General features: G+C 69.4%; 18 protein-coding genes. 8 read left to right on the top strand and 10 right to left on the bottom strand.

Annotated features, from left to right (window positions below):
• Nucleotide 1 precedes the first annotated feature (1 nt).
• On the bottom strand, nucleotides 2-985 hold the full coding sequence (locus J2W78_RS22635) for a LacI family DNA-binding transcriptional regulator (protein ID WP_253373818.1): 984 nt from the start codon (nucleotides 983-985) through the stop codon (nucleotides 2-4).
• A 212-nt stretch (nucleotides 986-1,197) separates the two neighbouring features.
• Here J2W78_RS22635 and ptsP point away from each other — a divergent pair, with 212 nt between their 5' ends.
• The 4 genes from ptsP to J2W78_RS22615 all read left to right on the top strand — a co-directional run bounded on the left by ptsP (nucleotide 1,198) and on the right by J2W78_RS22615 (nucleotide 8,166).
• Nucleotides 1,198-3,759 (top strand): phosphoenolpyruvate--protein phosphotransferase, encoded by a 2,562-nt coding sequence (gene ptsP / locus J2W78_RS22630; RefSeq protein ID WP_253373817.1) that lies wholly within the window; start codon nucleotides 1,198-1,200, stop codon nucleotides 3,757-3,759.
• A gap of 3 nt (nucleotides 3,760-3,762) precedes the next feature.
• On the top strand, nucleotides 3,763-4,710 hold the full coding sequence (gene pfkB, locus J2W78_RS22625; protein WP_253373816.1) for a 1-phosphofructokinase: 948 nt from the start codon (nucleotides 3,763-3,765) through the stop codon (nucleotides 4,708-4,710).
• Nucleotides 4,711-4,757: 47 nt separating this feature from the next.
• Nucleotides 4,758-6,482, top strand: coding sequence for a fructose-specific PTS transporter subunit EIIC (locus J2W78_RS22620; RefSeq protein WP_253373815.1), 1,725 nt, complete (start codon nucleotides 4,758-4,760; stop codon nucleotides 6,480-6,482).
• A gap of 178 nt (nucleotides 6,483-6,660) precedes the next feature.
• Entirely contained in the window at nucleotides 6,661-8,166 is a 1,506-nt protein-coding gene (locus J2W78_RS22615; RefSeq protein ID WP_253373814.1) for a carbohydrate porin, read from the top strand.
• A gap of 15 nt (nucleotides 8,167-8,181) precedes the next feature.
• Here the strand turns inward: J2W78_RS22615 and J2W78_RS22610 are convergent, their stop codons facing one another.
• From J2W78_RS22610 to J2W78_RS22590, 5 genes are all read right to left on the bottom strand, one after another.
• Nucleotides 8,182-8,706 carry a hypothetical protein gene (locus J2W78_RS22610; protein ID WP_253373813.1) on the bottom strand — a complete coding sequence of 175 codons (525 nt, stop codon included), beginning with the start codon at nucleotides 8,704-8,706 and terminating at the stop codon, nucleotides 8,182-8,184.
• A gap of 283 nt (nucleotides 8,707-8,989) precedes the next feature.
• A complete protein-coding gene (locus J2W78_RS22605) occupies nucleotides 8,990-10,051 on the bottom strand; it encodes a hypothetical protein (protein WP_253373812.1) in 1,062 nt (353 codons plus the stop codon).
• A gap of 57 nt (nucleotides 10,052-10,108) precedes the next feature.
• On the bottom strand, nucleotides 10,109-13,171 hold the full coding sequence (locus tag J2W78_RS22600; protein ID WP_253373811.1) for a penicillin-binding protein 1A: 3,063 nt from the start codon (nucleotides 13,169-13,171) through the stop codon (nucleotides 10,109-10,111).
• A 241-nt stretch (nucleotides 13,172-13,412) separates the two neighbouring features.
• Nucleotides 13,413-14,612: a flagellin gene (locus J2W78_RS22595; protein ID WP_253373810.1), complete on the bottom strand. Its 1,200-nt coding sequence runs from the start codon at nucleotides 14,610-14,612 to the stop codon at nucleotides 13,413-13,415.
• A gap of 184 nt (nucleotides 14,613-14,796) precedes the next feature.
• Nucleotides 14,797-15,996, bottom strand: a complete 1,200-nt coding sequence (locus J2W78_RS22590; protein WP_253373809.1) for a flagellin — start codon at nucleotides 15,994-15,996, stop codon at nucleotides 14,797-14,799.
• Nucleotides 15,997-16,199: 203 nt separating this feature from the next.
• On the opposite strand from J2W78_RS22590, the gene J2W78_RS22585 reads away from it, so the two are divergent.
• The gene (locus J2W78_RS22585; protein WP_253373808.1) at nucleotides 16,200-16,616 is read left to right on the top strand and encodes a flagellar biosynthesis repressor FlbT; all 417 of its coding nucleotides are present in this window, start codon (nucleotides 16,200-16,202) and stop codon (nucleotides 16,614-16,616) included.
• A 22-nt stretch (nucleotides 16,617-16,638) separates the two neighbouring features.
• Here the strand turns inward: J2W78_RS22585 and J2W78_RS22580 are convergent, their stop codons facing one another.
• Together J2W78_RS22580 and J2W78_RS22575 are read right to left on the bottom strand one after the other, a co-directional pair.
• Complete coding sequence (locus J2W78_RS22580; protein WP_253373807.1) at nucleotides 16,639-16,866, bottom strand: DUF3606 domain-containing protein; 228 nt, start codon at nucleotides 16,864-16,866, stop codon at nucleotides 16,639-16,641.
• Between the two features lie 95 nt (nucleotides 16,867-16,961).
• The gene (locus J2W78_RS22575) at nucleotides 16,962-18,107 is read right to left on the bottom strand and encodes an acyltransferase family protein (RefSeq protein ID WP_253373806.1); all 1,146 of its coding nucleotides are present in this window, start codon (nucleotides 18,105-18,107) and stop codon (nucleotides 16,962-16,964) included.
• Between the two features lie 274 nt (nucleotides 18,108-18,381).
• Here J2W78_RS22575 and J2W78_RS22570 point away from each other — a divergent pair, with 274 nt between their 5' ends.
• A complete protein-coding gene (locus J2W78_RS22570) occupies nucleotides 18,382-19,770 on the top strand; it encodes an HD-GYP domain-containing protein (protein WP_253373805.1) in 1,389 nt (462 codons plus the stop codon).
• Nucleotides 19,771-19,805: 35 nt separating this feature from the next.
• Here J2W78_RS22570 and J2W78_RS22565 read toward each other — a convergent pair whose 3' ends face one another.
• Nucleotides 19,806-20,183: a restriction endonuclease gene (locus J2W78_RS22565; protein ID WP_253373804.1), complete on the bottom strand. Its 378-nt coding sequence runs from the start codon at nucleotides 20,181-20,183 to the stop codon at nucleotides 19,806-19,808.
• Between the two features lie 177 nt (nucleotides 20,184-20,360).
• On the opposite strand from J2W78_RS22565, the gene J2W78_RS22560 reads away from it, so the two are divergent.
• A complete protein-coding gene (locus J2W78_RS22560; protein WP_253373803.1) occupies nucleotides 20,361-20,789 on the top strand; it encodes a TIGR01244 family sulfur transferase in 429 nt (142 codons plus the stop codon).
• 10 nt (nucleotides 20,790-20,799) lie between these two features.
• On the opposite strand, the gene map is transcribed toward J2W78_RS22560, so the two are convergent.
• A complete protein-coding gene (map, locus tag J2W78_RS22555) occupies nucleotides 20,800-21,552 on the bottom strand; it encodes a type I methionyl aminopeptidase (protein WP_253373802.1) in 753 nt (250 codons plus the stop codon).
• Nucleotides 21,553-21,946: 394 nt separating this feature from the next.
• Between map and J2W78_RS22550 the strand changes: the two genes are divergently transcribed.
• Entirely contained in the window at nucleotides 21,947-22,594 is a 648-nt protein-coding gene (locus J2W78_RS22550; RefSeq protein WP_253373801.1) for an HdeD family acid-resistance protein, read from the top strand.
• Nucleotides 22,595-22,608 lie beyond the last annotated feature (14 nt).

The following is a 22,608-nucleotide window of genomic DNA, read 5'->3' as shown; positions in this document are numbered from 1 at the left end:
CTCACCCCCGCCGCGTCGAGCCTCGCAACACCGCCCGCCCGCTCAGCGTCACCTTGCGCACCGGCTGGCCCGGATGCTCGATCCGCTCGAACAGGAGGCGCATCGCCTGGGCGCCGATCTCGGCCACCGGCTGCTCGATCACGGTCAGGCCGGGTTCGACCAGATCGGTCCAGGGCTCGTTGTCGAAGCCCGCGAGCGCGAGATCCTTCGGCACGGCGAGCCCGAGGGTCCGGGCCGCGCGCACCGCTCCCATCAGCATCAGGCCGTTGGAGAGGACCAGCGCCTCGGGCCGGTCGGACTGGGACAGCCAGCGCGCTGCCTCCGTTTCCGCGGCCGCCGCGTTCGGCGCCACGGTGCGGGCAAGCGGCGCGAGGTCGTAGCGGGCCATGGTGGTCTCGTAGCCGGCCTGACGCTCCCGCGCGGTCGAGCTGGTGGAGCCGAACAGGCCGCCGATGTGCCGGAAACCCTGCGCCACGAGGTGATCGACTAGGGACGCGGCAGCGGCCGCGTTGTCGAGCACCACGCTGTCATGGGCGCCGGGCAGTCCCGAGCGATCGATGAACACCGTGGGGAAGGACAGGCTGTCCGCCTTCAGCGCCTCCGCCGTGATGCGTGTGGGGGCGAAGATCACGCCGGTGACGCGCTCCTCCTCCATCAGACGGAGGTACATCGCCTCGCGGGCCGGATCCTCGTCGGTGTTGCACAGGATCACCCGCATCCCGGCGGCGTAGGCCGCATCCTCCACCGCCCGGCTGACCGCCGTGAAGAACGGGTTTCGGATGTCGGCGACGATCAGGCCGATGGTCTGCGCCGCCTTCGAGCGCAGGCGCCGGGCCGAGAGGTTCGGCCGGTAGCCGGTGGCACGAACCGCCGCCTCGACCTGCTCGCGCACGGCATCGCTCACCGGCCCGCGCCCGAGCGCACGCGACACCGTCGCCGTCGAGACACCCGCCACACGGGCCACGTCACGGATTCCGACACTCATCGGATGGGAAACGTTTTCATCGGCATGAAGCGGTTCTGCCATTCCACGAAAGGTGGAGCAAGCGGCGGCCTGCACTTTGATGCATGATGACGCTTGACGCAGGTTATGAAAACGTTTTCATAGAGAACAACAGGTCAGGCCGAAGCGCCAACGATGACCGACGCACCCGGCAAAGCCATCCGGGGCGCCCCCCGGGTTGAGGAGAGCACGCCATGCTCGCGCTGACGCCGACATTTTCGCCCCCGCGGACGGGTCCGCAATTGCTGGTGCGCCTCGGCGCCGCCCCCGCGAGCAAGGAGGCCGCGATCCGCGAGGCGGCCGGGCTGCTGACCGCCGCCGGCTGCATCGACGGCGCTTACGGCGCCAGCATGCTGCGCCGCGAGGGGGTGGCGAACACCTATCTCGGCCACGGCGTCGTCATCCCGCACGGCATGGTCGATGACCGCCATCTGGTGCGCGAAAGCGGGCTCGCCGTCCTCCAGATTCCCGGCGGCATCGAATGGCACGACGGCCAGACCGCCCATCTCGTGGTCGCCATCGCCGCGCAGTCGGACACGCACATCACCGTGCTGCGCCGCCTCACCCGCCTGATTCAGGACGAGGCCCGCCTCGAACAGCTCCGGACCACGGAGAGCGAGGCCGATATCGCCGCCGCGCTGACGGAGGATGCGGCCGCGCCGATAGCGTCCGGCCCGGTCACGGATCTGCGCCAGCGCTTCGACTGGACCGTCGATTACCCGACCGGCCTGCACGCCCGGCCCGCCTCGCACTGGGTCGAGACCGCCCGCGCGCTGCCCGCCCGCATCCAGGTGCGTCACGGCGATGGAGTCGCGGACGCCAAGAACCTCATCGCCCTGCTGCAACTCGGCCTGCGCTGCGGCGACGAGGTGACGATCTCGGCCGAGGGCGACGACGAGGCCGGCGCGCTCGCCAAGATCTGCGCTGCGGTGACGTCTTTGAGCGCCGGGGAGAAGGCCGCCGCCCAGCGTGCGGCGGAAGCCGCGGCCAAGGCCGCCGCACCGGTGGCCGGATGGAACCCCGCCGGGAGCCTGCGGGTGATGGCCGGCATCGGCGCCAGCCCCGGCCTCGCCATCGGCCCGATCCACGTGCTGGCAGCGGCCGAGGTCGCGGTGCCCGACGAGCCCGAGCCGCTCACCTCCGGCGCCGACCGGTTGCACCGTGCGCTCGCGACGACGGGCGGCCAACTCAAGGCGCTCGCCGACGACACCGAGCGGCGCCTCGGCAAGGCCGATGCCGGCATTTTTTCCGCGCAAGCCGATTTGATCAAGGACACCGACCTGATCACGCTCGCCTGCCAGCTCATGGTCGAGGGCCACGGCGTGGCCTATGCCTGGAACGCCGCTGTCGAGCGGATGGCGGGCCAACTCGCGGCGCTCGGCAATCCCGTCCTCGCTGCTCGCGCCGCCGACCTGCGCGATGTCGGCCGCCGGGTGCTGGCGCAGATCGACCCGGCGCTGAAGAGCGGCCACGACCTGCCGGACGTGCCCTGCATCCTGATCGCCCCCGACCTCGCCCCCTCCGACACGGCGGGGCTCGACCCGGCCCGCGTCATCGGGCTCGCCACGGCGCAGGGCGGCCCGACCTCGCACACCGCGATCCTGGCCCGCACCCTGGGCATCCCGGCCCTCGTCGCGGGCGGGCCCGGCCTGCTGGCGCTCGCCAACCACACGCTCGCGATCATCGACGGCACCACCGGCCGGCTCTACCTCGACCCCAGCGAGGCCGACATCGCCTCGGCCAAAGCGTGGCAGGCGCGCCAGCGCGAGCAGGCCGAGGCCGAGGCGCGGGAGCGGGCGATGCCTGCCGAGACCCGCGACGGCCACCGCATCGCCATCGGCGCCAACGTCAACAACCCGGAGCAAGTGCCGCTGGCCCTGGATCAGGGTGCGGAGGGCGTCGGCCTGATGCGCACCGAGTTCCTGTTTCTGGAGCGGGGCGACACGCCGTCCGAGGACGACCAGTACGCGACCTATTCGGCCATGCTGAAGGCGCTCGGGGGCCGCCCGCTCATCGTGCGCACCCTCGACATCGGCGGCGACAAGCAGGTCGCCCACCTCCGCCTGCCGAAAGAGGAGAACCCCTTCCTCGGCGTGCGCGGCGCCCGCCTGCTGCTGCGCCGGCCCGACTTGATGGAGCCGCAACTGCGCGCCCTCTACCGGGCCGCCAGGGACCATGTGCCGGCCGACGCCCCCAAGGGCAAGGACGCGCCGCTCTCGATCATGATGCCGATGATCACCTCGGTGCCCGAGGTGCTGCGGCTGCGCGCGATCTGCGAGGAAATCCGGGAGGAGATCGGCGCGCCGGAGGTGCCGCTCGGGATCATGATCGAGGTGCCGGCCGCCGCGGTGCAGGCCGACGTGCTGGCCCGGCACTGCGACTTCTTCTCGATCGGCACCAACGACCTCACCCAGTACACGCTCGCCATCGACCGCCAGAACACCGACCTCGCGCCGGAGGCCGACTCGCTCCACCCGGCAGTGCTGCGGCTGATCCGCATGACCTGCGAGGGCGCGGCCCGGCACGGGCGCTTCGTTGGGGTCTGCGGCGGTATCGCGGGCGATCCGTTCGGCGCGAGCCTGCTCGCGGGCCTCGGCGTCCACGAACTGTCGATGACGCCCCGCGATCTCCCCGGCGTGAAGGCACGCCTGCGGGCCTGCGACCACGCCGAACTGAAGGCGCTCGCAGGGCAAGCCTGCGCCCAGGAAGACGCGGCGTCCGTGCGCGCCCTGGACAAAGCCGCGACCGGAGCCTGAGCGATGCGCCTCGTCACCCTCACCCTCAACCCGGCGATCGACCAGACCGTCACCCTGGAAACCCTCTCCCCCGGCAGCGTCCACCGCGCCCGCTCGGTCTGGTCGGATGCCGGCGGCAAGGGCGTCAACGTCGCCTGCTGCCTCGCCGATTGGGGCCTGCCGGTCGCCGCCACCGGCGTGCTCGGCCAGGACAACGCCGCGCCGTTCGCGCAGCTTCTGGCGGCCAAGGGCATCGACGACCGCTTCGTCTGGATCGCCGGCGAGACGCGCACCAACCTCAAGCTGCTCGACGCATCGACCGGCGAGACCACCGACATCAACCTGCCGGGGCTCGAATTCGGCCCGTCCATCGTCGAGGCGGCGCGCGCGGTCCTGAACGATCTCACCGGTCCCGGCAGCCTTGCGGTGCTCGCCGGGAGCCTGCCGCGCTCGCTCGGTCCCGACATCTATGTCCGGCTCACCGCCGAGCTGAAGCGCCGCGGCGTCCGCGTCGTCCTCGATGCCTCCGGGCCGGCTCTAGCCGCCGCCCTCGCGGCGCGGCGAGAGAGCCTGCCCAACGCGATCAAGCCGAACCGGCACGAGTTGGAGGAATGGGCCGGGCGCCCGCTTCCCGCCCTCGCGGACGTGCTCGACGCGGCGAGGGAACTCCAGAGCCGAGGCATTGCCCTGGTTTGCGTTTCGCTTGGAGCCGAGGGCGCGCTGTTCGTCGCGTCCGAGGGCGCGGTGCGGGCGCTGCCCCCGCCGACGCGGGTGGCGAGCACCGTCGGCGCGGGCGACGCCCTTGTCGCCGGCCTCGTCGCCGGGCTGCACGACGGCCTGGCCCTGCCCGACCTCGCCCGGCGGGCGCTGGCCTTCGCCGCGGGCAAGCTCAGCCGCACGGGGGCGAACCTGCCGGGACGGGCCGAGGTGGAGGCACTCGCCGCCGAGATCCGGGTCGAGCCCCTGGGCTGAGCGCGACGGACGGCCAACGACCAAGCAAAAATCCGAGGAGGAAACCCATGGCACAGCTTCTGGCCGTGGTGGGAGGCGGAGACCTCTCCACCCACGCCGTCCTTGCCGCCGAGGCCCTGCGCAAGGCGGCCGGGCGGCGCAACACGCCGATCACTCTCGAAATTCGCAGCAAGAGCGCCGGCGGCAACCCGCTCTCCGAGGCAGCCATCGCGGGGGCGAAAGCCGTGCTGCTCGTCGGCGAGGGCGACCTCGGAGAGGGCCGCTTCGGCGCGCTGCACCGGGCGCGCGCCGCGATCGAGGACGTGCTCACCGACGTCAACGCCGTGTTCGACCGCTTGAGCGCCGGCGCGGAAGCGCCCTCGCCCGCAGCAGGCGCCGCGGCCGGCCGCAAGAGAATCGTGGCGATCACCTCCTGCCCCACCGGTATCGCCCACACCTTCATGGCGGCCGAGGGCATCCAGGCCGCGGCCCAGGCCCTCGGCCACGCCGTCCGCGTCGAGACGCAAGGCTCCGTCGGTGCCCGCGACGCGCTGACCGCGCCGGAGATCGCGGCCGCCGACATCGTGCTCATTGCCGCCGATACCGGCGTCGACCGGGCGCGCTTTGCCGGCAAACGGGTCTACGCCACCAACACCAAGGCCGCGATCCGCGACGGCAAGGGCCTGATCGCCACCGCGCTGGCCGAGGCGCAGATGCAGGCGGCGGGCACCGCCGAGGCGCAGGCCGACGGCCCCGCCCGCCCGGCCGCCGCCGAGAGACAAGCCGGCGCCTACAAGCACCTGATGACGGGCGTCTCCTTCATGCTGCCCTTCGTGGTGGCGGGCGGCCTCTTGATCGCGCTCGCCTTCGCTTTTGGGGGCATCGACGCGATGAAGCCGGAGAATGCCGGCACACTCGGCTACGCGCTGGGCGAGATCGGCGCCAAGGCCGCCTTTGCCCTGATCGTGCCGGCGCTCGCCGGCTACATCGCCTACTCGATCGCCGACCGGCCCGGCATCGCGCCCGGCATGATCGGCGGCATGCTGGCCGCCAACCTTCAGGCCGGCTTTCTCGGCGGCATCGCGGCAGGTTTCATCGCCGGCTACACGACAAGTTTCCTGAACAAGCACATCCGCCTGCACAGGAATCTGGAGGGCCTGAAGCCCGTCCTGATCCTACCGCTCATCGCCACCACGATCACCGGCCTCCTGATGGTCTACGTCGTCGGCGTGCCGGTGGCCGCCGGGCTCGCCGCGCTCACCGAGTGGCTGAAGGGAATGCAGGGGGCGAGCGCTCTGCTGCTCGGCCTCGTGCTCGGCGGGATGATGGCGGTCGATATGGGCGGGCCGATCAACAAGGCGGCCTACGCCTCCTCCGCCGCCTTGCTCTCGTCGGGCGTCGATGCGCCGATGGCGGCGGTGATGCTCGGCGGCATGACGCCCCCGCTCGGCATTGCGCTCGCCACCCGGCTGTTCCCGTCCCGCTTCACTGCGCCGGAGCGCGAGGCCGGCGGCGCGGCCGCCGTACTGGGCGCGGCCTTCATCACCGAAGGCGCGATCCCCTTTGCCGCCGCCGACCCGCTGCGGGTGATCCCCTCCATGGTGGCCGGCTCGGCCGTTGCGGGCGCCATCGCCCTCACCTCGGGCGTGACCCTCAAGGTGCCCCATGGCGGCCTGTTCGTGCTGCCGATCCCCAACGCCGTGACCAACGTGACGGGCGCGCTGATCGCGCTCGCCGTGGGCACGATCGTGACGGGGCTTCTGGTCGGCTTCCTGAAGAAGCGCGCCGCCTGATCGGTCGGGCGGAGCCGAACCGACGGCGCGCGCGACCGCCTCGTCCGCGCCCCGCTTCGAGAGCGACTCACGCAGATGCTGGTCGCACCAAGATGCAACTCTTAGTTATTGTTCACTCAAATCACATCCCGAAACGGGGCGCCAAGACAAACCGACACGTCGTCGATGGGGGAACGACATGAAAGCCGAAAAGGCAGCTTGGGCCGCGATCGGCCTGTTCACGGCGCTCGGGCCAGGGGCGATGCCGGCCGGCGCGCGGGATGCGCCCCCGCAGCCGGGCCTCGCGCGTGCCGAGAGCGGCGTCCCAGCCGTCGTCCGGCGCCCCGCCCTGCGGCGGGTCGCCCGGCGGGCGCCACCGCCCCGGCCCTTCGGCAATGATGGCAGCGCGGCCGCCGCCGCCGACGTGCTCGGCCAATCCGCGACGCCCCCGGCCCTGTCGCCCGGCACATTCGATTTCGGCAACGGCCTCTCGTTCCTGCTCAACTATACGGGACAGGCGGCGGCCAACCCTGTCGGCGGCATCCGCCAGGGCAGCGCTTACGCCGGACAGCTCTTCTTCGGCATCGACGCCGACCTGCAACGGCTGGCCGGGATCGAGGGTGGCTCGGTCCATGTTGCGGTCACCAACCGCCATGGCCGCAACCTCGCCGACGACTTCATCGGCAACAACACGAGCGTGCAGGAGATCTTCGGCGGCGGCCAGACCACGCGGCTGACGCTGCTCTCCTACCAGCAGAAGCTGCTCGACAATCGGCTCGACATCGAGGTCGGACGCTTGGTCGCCAACATCAACTTCCTGAACTCGCCGGTCTACTGCAATTTTCAGACGAATTCCGCCTGCGGCAACCCCACCTTCGTGTTCAAGACCTCGAACTTCACCTTCTGGCCGGTGGCGAGTTGGGGCGGGCACGCCAAGGCGTGGCTGACGGATCGGGTGTTCTTCCATGTCGGCGCCTACGAGGTGAACCCGCTGCACCAGCAGCCCGGCGACAACGGCCTCGACTTCTCGACCAAGGGCGCGACCGGCGCGATCGTGCCGTTCGAACTCGGCTACTCGACGACCTTCGCCAACGATGCGCTGCCCCGCAATTACGGCATCGGCGGCTGGGTCGATCGCTCCGATTACACCGACCCGGTGCGGGACGTGGCCGGCGGCCGCCGGGTGCTCACCGGATTGTCCCCCGCCACCCGGTTCGGCCGCTCAGGCATCTATGCCCGCTTCGACCAAATGGTCTGGCGCCCCGATCCGAACGGTATCCAGGGGCTGACCCTGTTCGGCGTCGCCATGGCCGGCACCGGGGGGCGCTTGGTCGAGGATTACTTCCTGGAGATCGGCGCGCTTCAGACCGGCACCTTCGCGGGGCGCCCCTACGATACGGTCGGCTTCGTCATCAACACGCAAGCCTTCAGCCCGCTGGCGCTCGACAATATCGAGGCGGCGCAAGCCTCCCTCGGTCTGTTCCGCACGCTTCCGCGGCAGCAGATCATGATGGAGCTGAACTACGGCATCCAGGTCTCGCCCGCGATCCGGCTGACGCCGAACCTGCAATACATCGTCAACCCGGACCAGACGCGGTTTCCGTACTACCCGAAGAACATTCCCGACGCGTTCGTGGTCGGCGCCAAGCTCTCGGTGGACCTGTTCACTCTTGCCGGCCTCGCCAAGGGCCCAGGCAATCCGTGAGGAGCGGCACGGCACCTACTCCAATGACAACCACATCTGCGCCTCGATCGGTGCTCGGGCAGGGCTCTTGGGGCAGTCCTCGGCCGGGGCGTCGGACAGAAGAACCGTTTCCAGGCTCACGCCGCGCAACTTGCGCCCCGCTCGGGCAAGCGCAGCGGCGATGGCCGGGGCCAGCAGGTCGGCCTTGAGCCCATCACGGAGTGGCACGCTGGCCCTGCGGCTGTCGATCGATACGGTCCAGCGCGGATCGTCGGCGAGGCGCGCCATCACCGCGCAGCGATCGAACAGCCCGGCCGGGCCGAAGGTCGTGCGCCCGAGCGCGATCACTCTGGTGGATGCGAGCGTACCCTGCGCGCGTGTGAGGGCCGCCGCGACGCCTCCCGCATCGCGCGGACAGTCGCCCGTCAGCGTCGGCGTGCCGTCCGGCGCCAGGATAAGATCGAGCGCGCAACGGCTCACGGTGGCCGCGCTTGTGCCGCTGCCATCGTAGGAGAAGACGACCAGCGTCAGGAGCGCGAGAACGAGCCTGCACGATCTCATCGTGGAATTTTCCGGAATCCTACCGAGGACAGCTTCGACGCCTGGGACGCTCCACCTGCAATCCGGCGGGACGATACGCCACCCTCCGGCCTCACTGGCAATGAGACCGGCCCAAACAAAAAGCGGCGCGCCCGTGGGGCGCGCCGGCTGAGGTGACTCGCGGTCTCAGGAACGAGTCGTATTACTTTATCCAATATACCAGAATGTGTCTGTATCTTTCCGGCGACACTTATCCCTCTTGCTCACGTTTTTGTGAGGAATGAATGACGCCGGTGAACGTATGTCACCTTTTCGCCAGGGCGTCGGCGAAGGCGACGATGCGGTTGCGGGCGTAGGTCGGCACGCCCGCGCTGATCGAGGTGCCGGTGTTGAACGAGGAATTGCCCATCAGCACCTGCACCGGCAGCAGGTTCTTCAGCACCGGCACGCGGGCGTATTCCTGTTTGCGCTCCAGCACGTCGGCCTTGATGGCCAGAGCCATGTAGGTCGTCACCACCGTCCGGTTCGGATCGTCCGGGGCCGGCTGCATCACCGCCAGGAACTTGCCGAAGCGCAGGATCTGGTTGACCCAGAAGATCGTCTGTTCGAGGCCACCCGCCACGGGCGTGTCGATCTTCGTGAGCGCGGCGAGGCCCGCCGCCTCGGCCGGCGGCAGCACCCGCAGCTCGCTCTGGAACGAGACGAACTCCGCTATCCTTTTCGAGGAGCCGAGTTCCAGCTTGTTGGCGAGCTTCACGCCGAGCGGCAGCTTGCCCTCGAGATCGTAGCGCGACTCGATGCAGACACCGCCCGCCCCGCACCAAGGCCGGTCGGGACGCTTGGCGAAGGCGGCGGCCGGGTCCTTGGTCGGCGTTACCTCTGCCGGTTCGAGCCGCTTGTGGCGGATCACCGGATCCATCTTGGCCAGGAAGTCCAAGTTGGCAAACGCCGAGAGATCAATCGCGGAGGGCGGCTTGGCCACGACGAAGCGGCCTTCCGCGACATAGACCTTCAGGGTCTCGTGGCGCGGCTTGGCGACGCCGTTCACCGTCTGGGTGTAGTCGGGCTCGGTATAGCCGGGCCAGGGGCTGAGCGCGGCGGCCTCCGGACCCCGCGCCTTCCGCCACGCTTCGAAGGCGATCAGCCCGCTCTCCGGATTGGTCGAGGCGGCCTCGCGGTGATCGCTGAACAGCACCGTGCCGGGCTTGAGGCTCGCGGCGTCGCCCGGCGTCAGGGCCGGCACGTCCTTGACCCGGTCGGAGACCAGGGCGGCGGGCTTCGGGAGATCTTTTGCTGCCTCTTGCGCGCGGGCGGGCACTGCCAGCGCGAGCGCGACGAGAAGGGCGGCCGGAAAAAGCCTGGGCAAAGCGGACCTCGGAGGAGTCGATGAGGGAGGGCGTCGGAGGGCGCCAAAGGCGTAGGCTCAGTAGCCGGGATCGTCGCCGAACAGGTAGTCGGGATCGCGGCGGCGCTGGCGCGCGCGGGTGTCGCCCTCATCGTCGAAGGGCGAGCCGAACGGCACCGGGTTGACCTGCCCGTAGCGGTCGCGGCCGGGCCAGGCCTGCGGCTCCTCCCGGCGGTCGCGGCGTAGGCCCCAAGGATCGACAGTCCGGTCGGTCTCGGCGCTACGGCGCTGCACGAACGGGTCTTCGGTGCTGCGGCGCCCACCCGGCAGGTTGCCAAAGAGGTCACCGGCAACGTCCGCCCCGTCCTCCGCATTGCCGTAATCGCCGTCCTCCGCGTCGGGGCGCATGGCGTAGAGCGTGTCGCGGGGCACCAGCGCGTATTGCGTGTCGGCGACCTGGCCGCCCTTGAGGCGGAAATGCTCGATGAAGCCCCCGCCCGGGACGCGCTGGCCGCTCCTTGGTTCGATCGGCAGGTCGGCAATCAGCGCCTTCGCCTCCGGAGAAGGCGGCGCCAGCGGCGTGCGCGCCACACCGTTGGCCCAGGCCGCCTGGAAGATCGCCTTTGCCACCGGCACGGAGACGTGGCCGCCGGTCTGTCCACGGCCGAGCGTGTGGCGCACACCGTCGGCGTTGTCGTAGCCGGCCCAGACCACCACGGTGATCTCGTTCGAGAAGCCGGCGAACCACGCGTCGTTCTCATTCTCAGAGGTGCCGGTCTTGCCGGCCACGTAGGCCGAGATGCCCGAGAGCGCCGCGGCGGTGCCGTGTTGGGTCACGCCCTGGAGCATGGTCTTGAGCTGGTAGAAGGCGACCCGGTCGGCCGAGCCGATCCGCACCGGCGCCTTGTCAGGATGACTGTAGACCGGCTTGCCGTCGCGCTCGACCGATTCCAGCGCGTAGGCGCTCGGGCGCGCGCCCTCGTTGGCGATGGCGGCGTAGAAGCTCGCCAGATCGATCATCCGCACCGGCTGGGCGCCGAGGACGAAGGGATAGTAGCGCTCGCATTCGGCGTAGAGCTGGGCCTCCAGCGCGATGTCGCAGACGCGCTGCAGGCTATCGGGGGCCTTGGGGGTGATGCCGCCCTGGAGCAGACGGGCGGTGACGAGGTTCTTCGAGAATTCGAGCCCGCGCCGGATCGTCGTCGCGCCGGAGCCGCCGCCGTCATAGTTCTTCGGCGACCAGGAATCGCCCGTTCCGCCGATGGGCGGCAGGGTCACGGCGGAATCCATCACCAGCGTGTTGGGCTGGAGCCCCGCATTCAGCGCCGCGAGGTAGGTCAGCGGCTTCAGGGTCGAACCCGGCTGGCGCACGGCCTGCGTCACCCGGTTGAGCTGGCTCAGCGGATAGGAGAAGCCCCCGCTCATCGCCAGGATCCTGCCCGTGCGGTTCTCCAAGACGATGGCGGCGCCCTGGACGGTCGGGCGCACGCGCAGGTCGGCCCGGAGGCTCCCTTTGCCCTCGCGCAGGCGCACCCGCACGGCATCGTAGAGCTGAAGTTTTCCCCGCGCGGAGCCGGGCTCCAGGCTCGCGACCCGGCCGTCGGGCAGGCCGACCCTGGTGCCGTTCTTACCCGCTTGGAGCACCACCGCGAGCGGCCAGCGCACGTCGTAGAGCGGCGGCCGGGCGGAGACGAGCGCGCGCTGCCAAGGGGGCTGGATCACGGGTTGGATCGCAGGCGGGGCGGCGGGCTTGGCCGGCGCCCTCGCCGCCGCCTTGTCCGCCCCTTTCTTGGCGCCCCTCTTTGCCTCGGGCGCAGGCGGCGGCGCGGCCGGCTCCGGCGCAGGCGCAGCGGCTTCGATGCGCTTGATCGCCTCGGCGAGGTTCAGCTCCGGCCCCTCGTAGCGGGCGCGGCCGGTGCCGCGCTCGTAGGTCGCCAGCCCCTCCTGCAGCGCCCCTTCGAGCGCGCTTTGCAGGCCGGCATTCACCGTGGCGCGCACGGTGTAGCTCGCGTTGGTGAGCGATTCGAGGCCGGCGAAGCTGCGCGCCTCGCGGGCGACCTGATCGACGAGGTAGAAGCCGGAATCCTGGCGCGCGGCGTCCGGCGGCTTGATGCCGAGATCGGAGGCGACCGCTGCGTTCATCTGCGCCTCGGTGATCGTGCCCTCTTCCTTCATCCGGCTCAGCACGTAGGCGCGGCGCTCCCGCGCCCGCTCCGGGTACTTGTCGGGGCTGTAGTAGTTCGGCCCCTTCGGCAGGCCGGCGAGCAGGGCGGCCTCGGGCAGGCTCAGCGCGCCCACCGACTTCCCGAACCAGCTCCGCGCGGCCATCTCGATGCCGTAGGCGCCGCGGCCGAGATAGATCCCGTTGAGATAGAGGCCGAGGATCTGCGGCTTGGTCTGGAGCCGCTCCAGGCGCGAGGCCACGATCATCTCGCGGATCTTGCGCTCGTAGGTGACGTCGTCACCGACCGAGAGGTTCTTGACCACCTGCTGCGTGATGGTCGAGCCGCCGGCCGGGCGCCCCGGCGAGGCGAGGTTGCCGACGAAGGCGCGGATCACCCCACGCTCGTCGATGCCGTGGTGCTGGTAGAAGCGCTTGTCCTCGGCGGCGACAAAGGCCTTTTGCACGAGGTCGGGCACGCCCTCGATCGGCACGAGGAGGCGGCGCCCATGGGTCTCGAAGGTCTCGGAATAGGGTTTGCCCGCCGAATCCAGGATCACGCTGGCGCTGGGCAGCTTGATGTCGCGCAGGGCCTCGGCTGAGGGCAGATCCTTCACGGCGTTGTTGTAGAACGCGATCACCGCCGCCGCCTCGAAGGGGGAGTTGGCCGAGCTCTCAGCCTTGCAGAACTGCTTGTAGCTCGTGTTCAGCTCGGCGATGTCGAGCCCGTGCAGGATCTTGGGCGCGTTGTCGCCCGCCACAGCGCTCGGATCCTCCATGGCGGTGGAGATCAGCTCGTCGAGATTGATGTCCTCGATGTCGAAGGACTTGCGCATGTGGGCGCAGCCGTCGCGCAGGATCGCCACGACCTGCGCGCCATCCTTGGCCGGGTCGAACTGGGTTCGCACCGCATCGGGCCGCGTCGTGACCTGGGACAGGGTCAGCGCGGTCGCGAACAGCTTGATCAGGATGGCGTTCATCGAGCGGTTGAGGTCCCCGGCCGGCACGCGACGGACAAGCGTGTCGGTGCCGATCAAGCGGCGCACAACGCGGCTGATTTATGGACGCGTGCGCCCGGACGCCACGGGGCGGGCACGGGACGGGGATGCGTCGGCGGCGGGTGTGGACGCAAAGGCCGCACGACGAAAAAGGGCGACCGCCGCGCGCGATCGCCCCTGAACGTCCCGCGGCGGCCGGCCGCTTCTCGGATGGAAACCGCCCTCAGCGCAGGAGCTGGAGGATGCCCTGCTGCGCCTGGTTGGCGAGCGACAGCGCCGAGATGCCCAGCGACTGACGGGTCGAGAGCGCCTGGGAGTTGGCCGCCTCCTCGTTGAGGTCGGCGTTGGTCAGGTTCGAGGCGCCGGTATCGAGGATGTTGACGAGCCGCTTGGTGAAGTCCTGCCGGTTCTGCACGACCGAGAGGTTCGAGCCGAAGGTCGAGCTCGCCGTGCGCAGGGTGTCCGAGGCGCCGGTCAGCTTGGTCAGCGTGCCCTTGATGTCGGTGTCGAGCAGGAAGTTGCCCTGGCCGTTCGCCGTCGCACCCGAGTTACCGGTGATCGAGGTCAGATTCAGGCCATCGGCCGTCAGATCCCTGCCCTGCACATCGAGATTGGCGGTGTCGCGCTCGTTGAAGGTGATGTGCAGCTTGTTCGAGGCATCGCTGCTGCTGATCAGGTTGACGCCGTTGAAGCTCGAATCCTTGGCGAGCTGCGTGATCTGGATCAACAGGCTGTTGTACTGCTCGGCCAGCTTCGTACGCGCCTCCACGCCCGAGATGGTCAGGTTGGCGCTGTTGCTCGCGGCCGTGTTGCCGCTGCCGTACTTGTCGGCCGTGGCGCTGCCCGTGCCAGCGGCAAAGCCCAGTGCGGTCTGACCGGCCGTCGTCGCGAACTCGACCGCCGCGCTGGCGTTCAGCACGATCTTCTTGCCCGTCGTGTCCTTGGAGAACATCGTCGAGCCAGCCGCGCTGTTAAGCGAGGTGATGGCCGCGTCGATCGTCGAGTTGGTGGCGATCGACGCCGTCTTGCTCGCGCCGTTGACGAAGAAGGTGACGGAAGTGGACGTCGTCGTGCTGGCCGCGAAGTCGCTGGCTGCGGTGCCGGTCGTCGTGATCTGCGTCGAGAGCGCTTGGTTGGCGGTGGATTTCGCCGAGTCGATCAGCTTCTGGATCGAGGTGATGCCCTGGTTGGCCGCCTGGATCGTCTGGATGCCGTTCGAGATCGAGTCGAGCAGCGAATTGAGATCGCCCGAACGGCTGCTGAAGGACTGCGCGGTGAAGAAGTTGACCGGGTTGTCGAGGGCCGACGAGACCTTCAGTCCCGTCGCCAGCCGATTCTGGGTGGTAGCCGTCAGGGCCGAGGTGTCCTGCAGGGAGAGCAGGTTCTGGCGGGTGGCGGCGGAAAGCGTGACGCTGGAAGACATGGGTAACAACCCCGTTCAGATCGATACCGATCCGGCATTAGGGTTAATTCAACATGTCCAGGGTTTCTTAAGCGTTAACGATCTCTTCGAGGCCGGATAATTTCCAATTTTTGCAACGGGTCGACGGCCGGAACAAGGTCCCGGCCGTCTCTTTTGCTGGCGCGATGCGTCTCAGGGAACGCGATCAGCGCAGGAGCTGGAGGATGCTCTGCTGTGCCTGGTTGGCGAGCGAAAGCGCCGAGATACCCAGCGACTGACGGGTCGAGAGCGCCTGGGAGTTGGCTGCTTCCAGGTTGAGGTCGGCGTTGGTCAGGTTCGCCGCACCGGTATCGAGCACGTTGATCAGGTTCTTCGAGAAGCTCTGACGGTTCTGCACCACGGAGAGGTTCGAGCCGAAGGTCGAGCTCGCCGTACGCAGGGTGTCGGAGCCTGAGGTCAGCTTGGTCAGGGTACCCTTGATGTCGGTGTCGAGCAGGAAGTTGCCCTGGCCGTTCGCCGTCGCACCCGAATTGCCGGTGATCGAGGTCAGCTTGAGACCGTCGGCCGTCAAATCCTGACCCTGGACGTCGAGGTTCGAGGTGTCCTTCTCGTTGAAGGCGATGTGCAGCTTGTTCGAGGCGGCGCCGTTGCTGATCAGGTTCGTGCCGTTGAAGCTCGAATCCTTGGCCAGCTGCGTAATCTGGGTCAGCAAGCTGTTGTACTGATCGGCAAGCTTGGCGCGAGTATCGACGCCCGACACCGTCAGGTTGGCGCTAGCACCCGCCACGTCGTTGCCGGTGCCGTACTTGTTGGCCGTGGCGCTGCCCGTGCCGGCGGCAAAGCCCAGTGCGGTCTGGCCGGCCGTCGTCGCGAACTCGACTGCCGAACTCGCGTTCAGCACGATCTTCTTGCCGGTCGTGTCCTTGGAGAACATCGTCGAGCCGGCCGCTGTGTTCAGTGTCGTGATGGCCGTGTCGATCGAATCGCCGCTGGCGATGGTCGCCGTCGTTGCCGTGCCGTTGACATAGAGCTTGACGCTGGCACCACTTGAACCAGGGGTGGTGTAGTCACTGGCCGCGGTGCCGGTCGTGGTGATCTGCGTCGACAGCGCCTGATTAGCGGTGGATTTAGCCGAGTCGATCAGCTTCTGGATCGAGGTGATGCCCTGGTTGGCCGCCTGGATCGCCTGGACGCCGTTCGAGATGCCGTCGAGTAGGCCGCCGAGATCGGTCGAGCGGTTCGACAGGTTCTGAGCGGTGAAGAAGTTGACGGGGCTGTCGAGGGCGGAGGAAACCTTGAGGCCGGTGGCAAGGCGGTTCTGGGTGGTGGCCGTCAGGGCCGAGGTGTCCTGCAGCGAAAGCAGGTTCTGACGGGTGGCGGCCGAAAGCGTGATGCCGGAGGACATGGGGGCGATCCTTGTGGGTCTTGATGCCGCCCTTTTGGCGACACCCGGACCTTCCATTCCGCGCCTTGCCGAGACCTTAATCCGACCGTCCGATTCCGCTGCTTTCGCCCTTCAAACGCAAGCATCGCGCAAAGCCGTGCGATCGTGGTTAAGAGAACATCACGGTCTTTGCTTCGTTTCGTCCCACCAAGGAACTGTTCATCATGGCCCTGCGCATCGAGCTCAAGCCCCAGGAGCGGCTGATCATCAACGGCGCGCTGATCCGCAACGGGGACCGGCGCTCGACCTTCGTGATCGAGAACCAATGCAAGTTCCTGCGCGAGAGCGAGATCATCACCGAGACCGAGGCCGACACCGCCGCCAAGCGGCTCTGCGTCACGCTCCAGTTCATCTATCTGGCCGACAACCCGCCGGAGGCCGAGGATCTGTTCGTGCGCCAAGCCACGGAGATCATGAAGGCGTCGCCGAGCATGGCGCCCTACATCCTCGCGATCCAGGACGAACTCTCGGCGCGCCAGTATCACCGCGCGATCAAGCACGGGCGCGAGCTGATCGCCTACGAGCGCCAGCTCCTCGACCATCTCGAAGCGAGCCGCGATGCAGGCGCGCCGCAGAGCTGAGCGGCGCTCTTCGAACGCCGGATCAGACGATGCCGCTCTTCTCGTAGGGCCAGGGCTTGCCGAGATGGGCCGCGACCCGGGCGGCGTCGGAGCCCACCGCCTCGACCGCCGCCTGCACCTGCTCCGCCGGCACCTCGAACCGGCGCGCCCAGTAGGCGCGGTCCCGCGGCGCATCGAGAACCACCTCGGCGGGATCGCCGCTCGCTGCGTGCCCCTCGGCATGTCCCGCGTCGGATGCTTCCTGCACCATACCCCTGTCCTCCCAAGCGCGTCCGCACGAAGACGCAGACCAACGGAGGGCAAACCGGCGGGCGGGGCAGGTTGGTTCCGCCGAGAGCCGTCCGCTCATGCCTCGCGCGGGGCCCCCGCCGGTCGCCGGCGTGCCGGATCGGCTGCGATGTGGAAGGCGGCCGGGCGCCGGAACAGGAAATCCAGCCGCGAACCGCGCACCAGCCGCTCGAAGGCCAGGGGCACCGTGACCGCCGCCACGGTGACGACGAGGCTCGCGAGCCCGACATCGAGGGCGAGGTCGGGCCGGGCCTCGTTGAACCGGGCGATCCCGGTGCGGGTGAGCGCCATCGGCAGGAAGAAGCCGAGATAGATCACGATGGAGCGCTCGCCGCAGGCGCGCAGCGCTGCGGTAACGGGGCCGCCCGCGCGCGTCATCAGCCCGGCAAAGGCGACGATGGCGAGCGCGCCGACCGTGCCGAGCGCCAGGCTGACCACCGGCAGGCGCGCGAGCGTCGGAAGCGCCTCGATTCCTGTCGGCGTGAACACGAACACGGCCTCCAGCACGGCCCAGAGGGCGAGGCCCGCGAGCGCCAGGCCCGCCCGCTCGCGCACCCGGTCGGCGAAGCGGAAGATCCACTCGGCGAAGAGATAGCCGCCGAGGAAGTAGACGTAGCGCTCGCAGAACTCGTCCAGGAGTTCGGGCAGGCCGCTCGTCGGCAGGATCTGCAGCAGAGCCGCCGCGACGAGCAGCAGGGCCGGCGGCACCCGGCGGTGGAGCAGCTTCGTCACCACCGAGAACACCGCGAGCAGGTAGACGAACCACAGCGTCGAGTAGGGCACCACCAGCGCCTCCGCGAGGTGCAGGCCGAAGGCAGCGAGCTTCTCCGCGCTCCCGTCCGCTCCGGCGACGATCGAGCCGGCCTTGAACAGCGATTGGATCACCACCCACAGCCCGTAGAAATAGGCGAAGTGGACCACCCGCCGATCCGCGAACAGCCGCCAGTCGCGGTCGATCACCCGGCCGAGGAAGAGCCCCGAGAGCAGGAAAAAGTCGGGGATCCGGAACGGCTTGGCGAATTCGACGATCGTGTGCAGGAAGCCCTCGCCGCCGAGCGCCTCGCCGGTGCCGAGCGTCGAATGCATCATCACGACGAGGATGATGCACAGGCCCTTGGCGACATCGACCCAGGCGAGCCGGGCGGCCTCTTCGGGACGCGGGCGAAGGGGGCGGGTGGCCGCTATGGAGGGCGCTGCGGTCATGGCGGGCGGACCTGGTGCGGGCGGATCGAGCCGCGATCGTGGCGCCGAAGCGTTAAACGCCCGCGAGCACGGCCCGACGATTTCGCCGTGCGGTTAACATCGCGGGAAGACGGCCGGAGGATTTCCCCGCCGTGGCCGCCGGCCGATCTGAGACAGGCGACATGCCCTGCGCAGTCCGTTCACCATCCGGCCGGGTCGCCGCCGTGGCGCAACGCTTTCATCAGCCTCGGCAGGCAGTGCTCCGGCCGGACAGCAAGAGGACGGGTGAGGAAGAATGCGCATCGTGTCAGGCGGCGAGAGCGAGTCCACGACCGTCCAACTCTCGGAGATCCTCGGCGCCTTGAGCCACGCCCTAGATCTGACGGAGGGCCAACCCGTCGGGCATTGCGTGCGCGCGACCTGGATCGGCTTCCATATCGGCCGGCAGATGGGCCTGCCTGATCTGCAGCTTTGGGAACTCTACCACACCGTGATGCTGAAGGACCTCGGCTGCTCCAGCAATGCCGCGCGCATCTGCGAACTCTACCTGTCGGACGATCTGAGCTTCAAACGCGACTTCAAGACCGTCAGCGACAGCCTGCCGAAGGTTCTCGGCTTCGTCTTCTCGCATACGGGTCTCAAGGCCGGTTTGGCCGACCGCTTCCGCGCGGTGCTCAACATCCTGCAGAACGGGGGGACGATCGTCGACGAACTGATCCAGACCCGCTGCCAACGCGGCGCCGAGATCGCCCGGCAGTTGCGCTTTCCGGCCAGCGTCTGCGAGGCCATTCACGCCCTCGACGAGCACTGGAACGGCGGCGGGCGGCCCGACCGGCTCGCCGGCCCCGCGATCCCGCTCTATGCCCGCGTGGCGCTGCTCGCCCAGGTGGTCGATGTCTTCCACACCTCCGCCGGCCGCGCGGCGGCCATGGCCGAGGTGCGGGCGCGCGCCGGCACGTGGTTCGATCCGCAGATCGTGGCGTGCTTCGAGGCGGCCGCGGCTGCCCCCGGCTTCTGGGAGACCTTGGCCTCCGACGCGGTCGAGGCGGCGGTGTTCGCCCTGGCGCCCCGCAGCCCGATCACCGTGGACGAAGACTACCTCGACGACATCGCCCGCGCCTTCGCGCAGATCATCGATGCCAAGAGCCCGTTCACCTCGGGCCATTCGGAGCGCGTCGCGGTCTATGCCGACATGGTCGCGGCCGAACTCGGCTACACGCCGGAGCGCCGACGCTGGCTCAAGCGGGCCGCGCTGCTGCACGACGTCGGCAAGCTCGGGGTCTCGAACGCGATCCTCGACAAGAACGGCAAGCTGGACGAGGCCGAGTGGCAGGACATGCGCAACCACGCCTCAATGTCCGAGACGATTCTGACACGGGTCGCCGCCTTCCACGAGATCGCCCGGATCGGGGGCGGCCACCACGAGCGGCTCGACGGAAGGGGCTATCCGCGCGGGCTGAAGGGCGAGGCGATCGCACCCGAAACCCGGATCGTCTCGGTCGCCGACGTGTTCGACGCCCTGACCGCGGACCGGCCTTACCGGAAGGCGATGCCGGTGGAGAAGGCGCTCGCCATCATGCGCGGCGATGTCGGCACCGCGTTCGATCCGGACTGCTTCGCGGCGCTGGAACGCGCCATCGCCGGGCTCGACATGGACCTGGCGCGGGTGGACGCGGCGGCGTAGGGCGGAACGCCCGACCGATCCGAAGTCCCTCGCGCCTACCGCCGCGAGTTCGCATCGCCGCGTCGGGTGCGGGTCTTGCGCGTCGGGGCGTGGAAGTCGTCGGGCTTGCCGCGCACCCAATCGAGGAAGCGGGCGATCTCGGGATCGGCGCGGAGCGCCTCGACCTCGGCGAGCCGCCGGGCGATCTCGGCCTCGCTGTAGCGGGCATGGATCGCCGAGTGGCAGATCTGATGGAGCCGTACGGTCGCCCCGCGGGCCCCGCCCTTCATCTTCGGCGTGAGGTGATGCAGGCTCTGGCGCGCATGGGCCGGAATCGGCCGCTCGCAGAGCGGGCAGACCGGCGTGTCCGCCGGCTTCGGTCCGTGCGTCTCGGGATCCGCGTCGCGCCAGCGACGGGCGCGCCGCCCCACCACCCCGTGTCTCCGTCCAGCGACCCGGTCCCGCCGGGTGCGAGGGAAACGGACAGAGGGTCCGCACGGCTCCCGCCGAGGCCCCGCGTCACGTGCGCCGGCTTGATCGAGCGTCTCGCCTTGTTGCGACGAAGGGTGCGCGCTACGCCCAGGGTTCAAACGGCGATACGAGTGGGCGGCATGAAGCGGACAACCATCGACTCCAAGCTCTCCGTGGCCCATCAGCCGAGCCTCGCGGAGATCGAGGCGCTCGGTCGTGAGGGCGTGCGCCTTCTCATCAACAACCGCCCCGACGGCGAGGAGCCGGGCCAGCCCGGCACGGCAGCCGAGCGCGCGGCGGCGGAGGCAGCGGGCCTGCGCTACCTCGATCTGCCGGTGACCGGCCCCACCCTCACCCGCGACGCGGTGGAGCGCTTCCACGCGGCGGTCGAGGCGGCACCGGGCTCGGTCGTCGCCCATTGCCGCAGCGGCACGCGCTCGCTGACGCTCTGGGCGATCGGCGAAGTGCTCGCCGGACGCCTCCGGCGCGACGAGGTGGCGGCCTACGGCGCCCGCCACGGCTACGACCTCTCCGGCGCCGAGCGCTGGCTCGACGCGAATCCGGGTTGAGTGAAACGCGCTACTGGCCCGGCATGGTGAGGATCAGCGGCCCGTTGCGCGTGGCGACGGCGGTGTGCTCGTACTGGACCGTGAGGGCGCGCGGCCGGCTGTAGAGGGTCCAGGGATCGTCGCCGTCCTCGGCGAAGTCCGCGCCCAGTGACAGGAACGGCTCGACGGTCAACACCATGCCGTCGCGCAGGATCCGGCGCTCGGACGGATCGGGCCAGGTCGCGATCTCGGTCGGCTCCTCGTGCAGCGACAGGCCGACTCCGTGGCTCGCGAGGTTGCGTACCAGGGTGTAGCCGTTCTTGTGCGCGAAGGTGCCCACCGCCCGGCCTATCCCTGAGAGCGGCTTGCCGGCGCCGACCTGCCGCAGGCCCGCCCACATCGCCCGGCGCCCGTCCTTGCACAGCCGCTCGACCGCGCGCGTCACCGGCGGCACGGCGAAGGACGCGCCCGTATCGGCAAAGTAGCCGTCTCGCTCCGCCGAGACGTCGATGTTGACCAAGTCCCCCGGCGCGATCCGGCGCTCGCCGGGGATGCCGTGGGCGATCTCCTCGTTGACGCTGATGCAGGTCGCGCCCGGAAAGGCATAGACCGCCTCCGGCGCCGAGCGCGCGCCGGCCGCCTCCAGGAAGGCCCGCCCGACGTCATCCAGTTCACGGGTGGTCATGCCGGGCTCGATCGCCCGGCCCATCATGGCCAGCGTGTCGGCGACGATGCGGCCGATCTGTTTCAGCCCCGCCAACTCGTCGTCGTTCGACACCGTCATGTCGCGTCCTTTCGCAGGGTCGGAGGAGCCGGCATCTCCGTCTCGGCCTTCGAGAGCCGGGAATGTCGTGGCCGAAGCTCCGGCCGAACCGGTTCTGCCATCTTCACGCGATCGCGCGAAGCCATCGGCATGGCGCGGGCGGCCGCATGGCCGGCATGAGCACGGGCGATCCGCTCGATGAGGCTCAACAGAGCACGCTGCCATCGCCGGAGATCCGTCGATCCCCAGAACGGACACTTGCGAATTGCGTCGCCACCCGTCGCCCACTGTCAGGCTGCAGGGAACGGGCAGCTCAAAGTTGCGTTTCGCAACCGATAGAAGGCTCGTGCCCGGTCCGATCCGGCGACAACGCCTACATCCTCGACTTTGCCCGACCTTGCCGGAGGAGTGTGAGATGGCTGGAGCGTCCGAGACATCCGGGGCGGCACATCCGTCCGGCCTGCTGCCGACCGGGCCGGCCCGCCTCGACGCGATGAGCGCTGTCCTGGCCCGCAACTGGTGGCTCGTGGCCCTACGCGGCGCGCTTGCCATCCTGTTCGGGATCATCGCCTTCGTGGCGCCGGGCGCCTTCGTGCTCTCGCTGGTGCTGTTCTTCGCCGCCTACATGCTGGTCGATGGCTTCTGCGGCATCGCCGCCGCATTGCGGGCGGCGCAGAGGCACGAGCGTTGGGGCTTCCTGCTGCTCGAAGGCCTGCTCGACATCGTGGTCGGCGTCGCGGCGTTTCTCGTGCCGGCGGCGGCCGTCTGGGCCTTCGTGCTGCTCGTGGCCGCCTGGGCCCTGGTCTCGGGCGGGCTGATGATCGCGGCGGCCTTCCGCCTGCACCTGCATTACGGGCGCTGGTGGCTCGGCCTCGGCGGGGCGATCTCTGTGCTGTTCGGGATCGCGCTGCTGATCAATCCCGGGATGTCGGCACTGGTGCTAACATGGTGGCTCGGTGCCTACGCCGTGGCCTTCGGCGCCATGCTGCTGATCCTCGGCTTCCGCCTGCGCTCCCATCATACGGCCCAGGCGCGGCCGCTCTCCGAGAGCGGTCGCGCCTGAACCTCAGCAGAGCG

Source organism: Methylorubrum extorquens (assembly GCF_024169925.1).
In the GTDB taxonomy this organism is placed as follows: domain Bacteria; phylum Pseudomonadota; class Alphaproteobacteria; order Rhizobiales; family Beijerinckiaceae; genus Methylobacterium; species Methylobacterium extorquens_A.
This window is presented reverse-complemented; position numbering and strand designations above follow the sequence as displayed.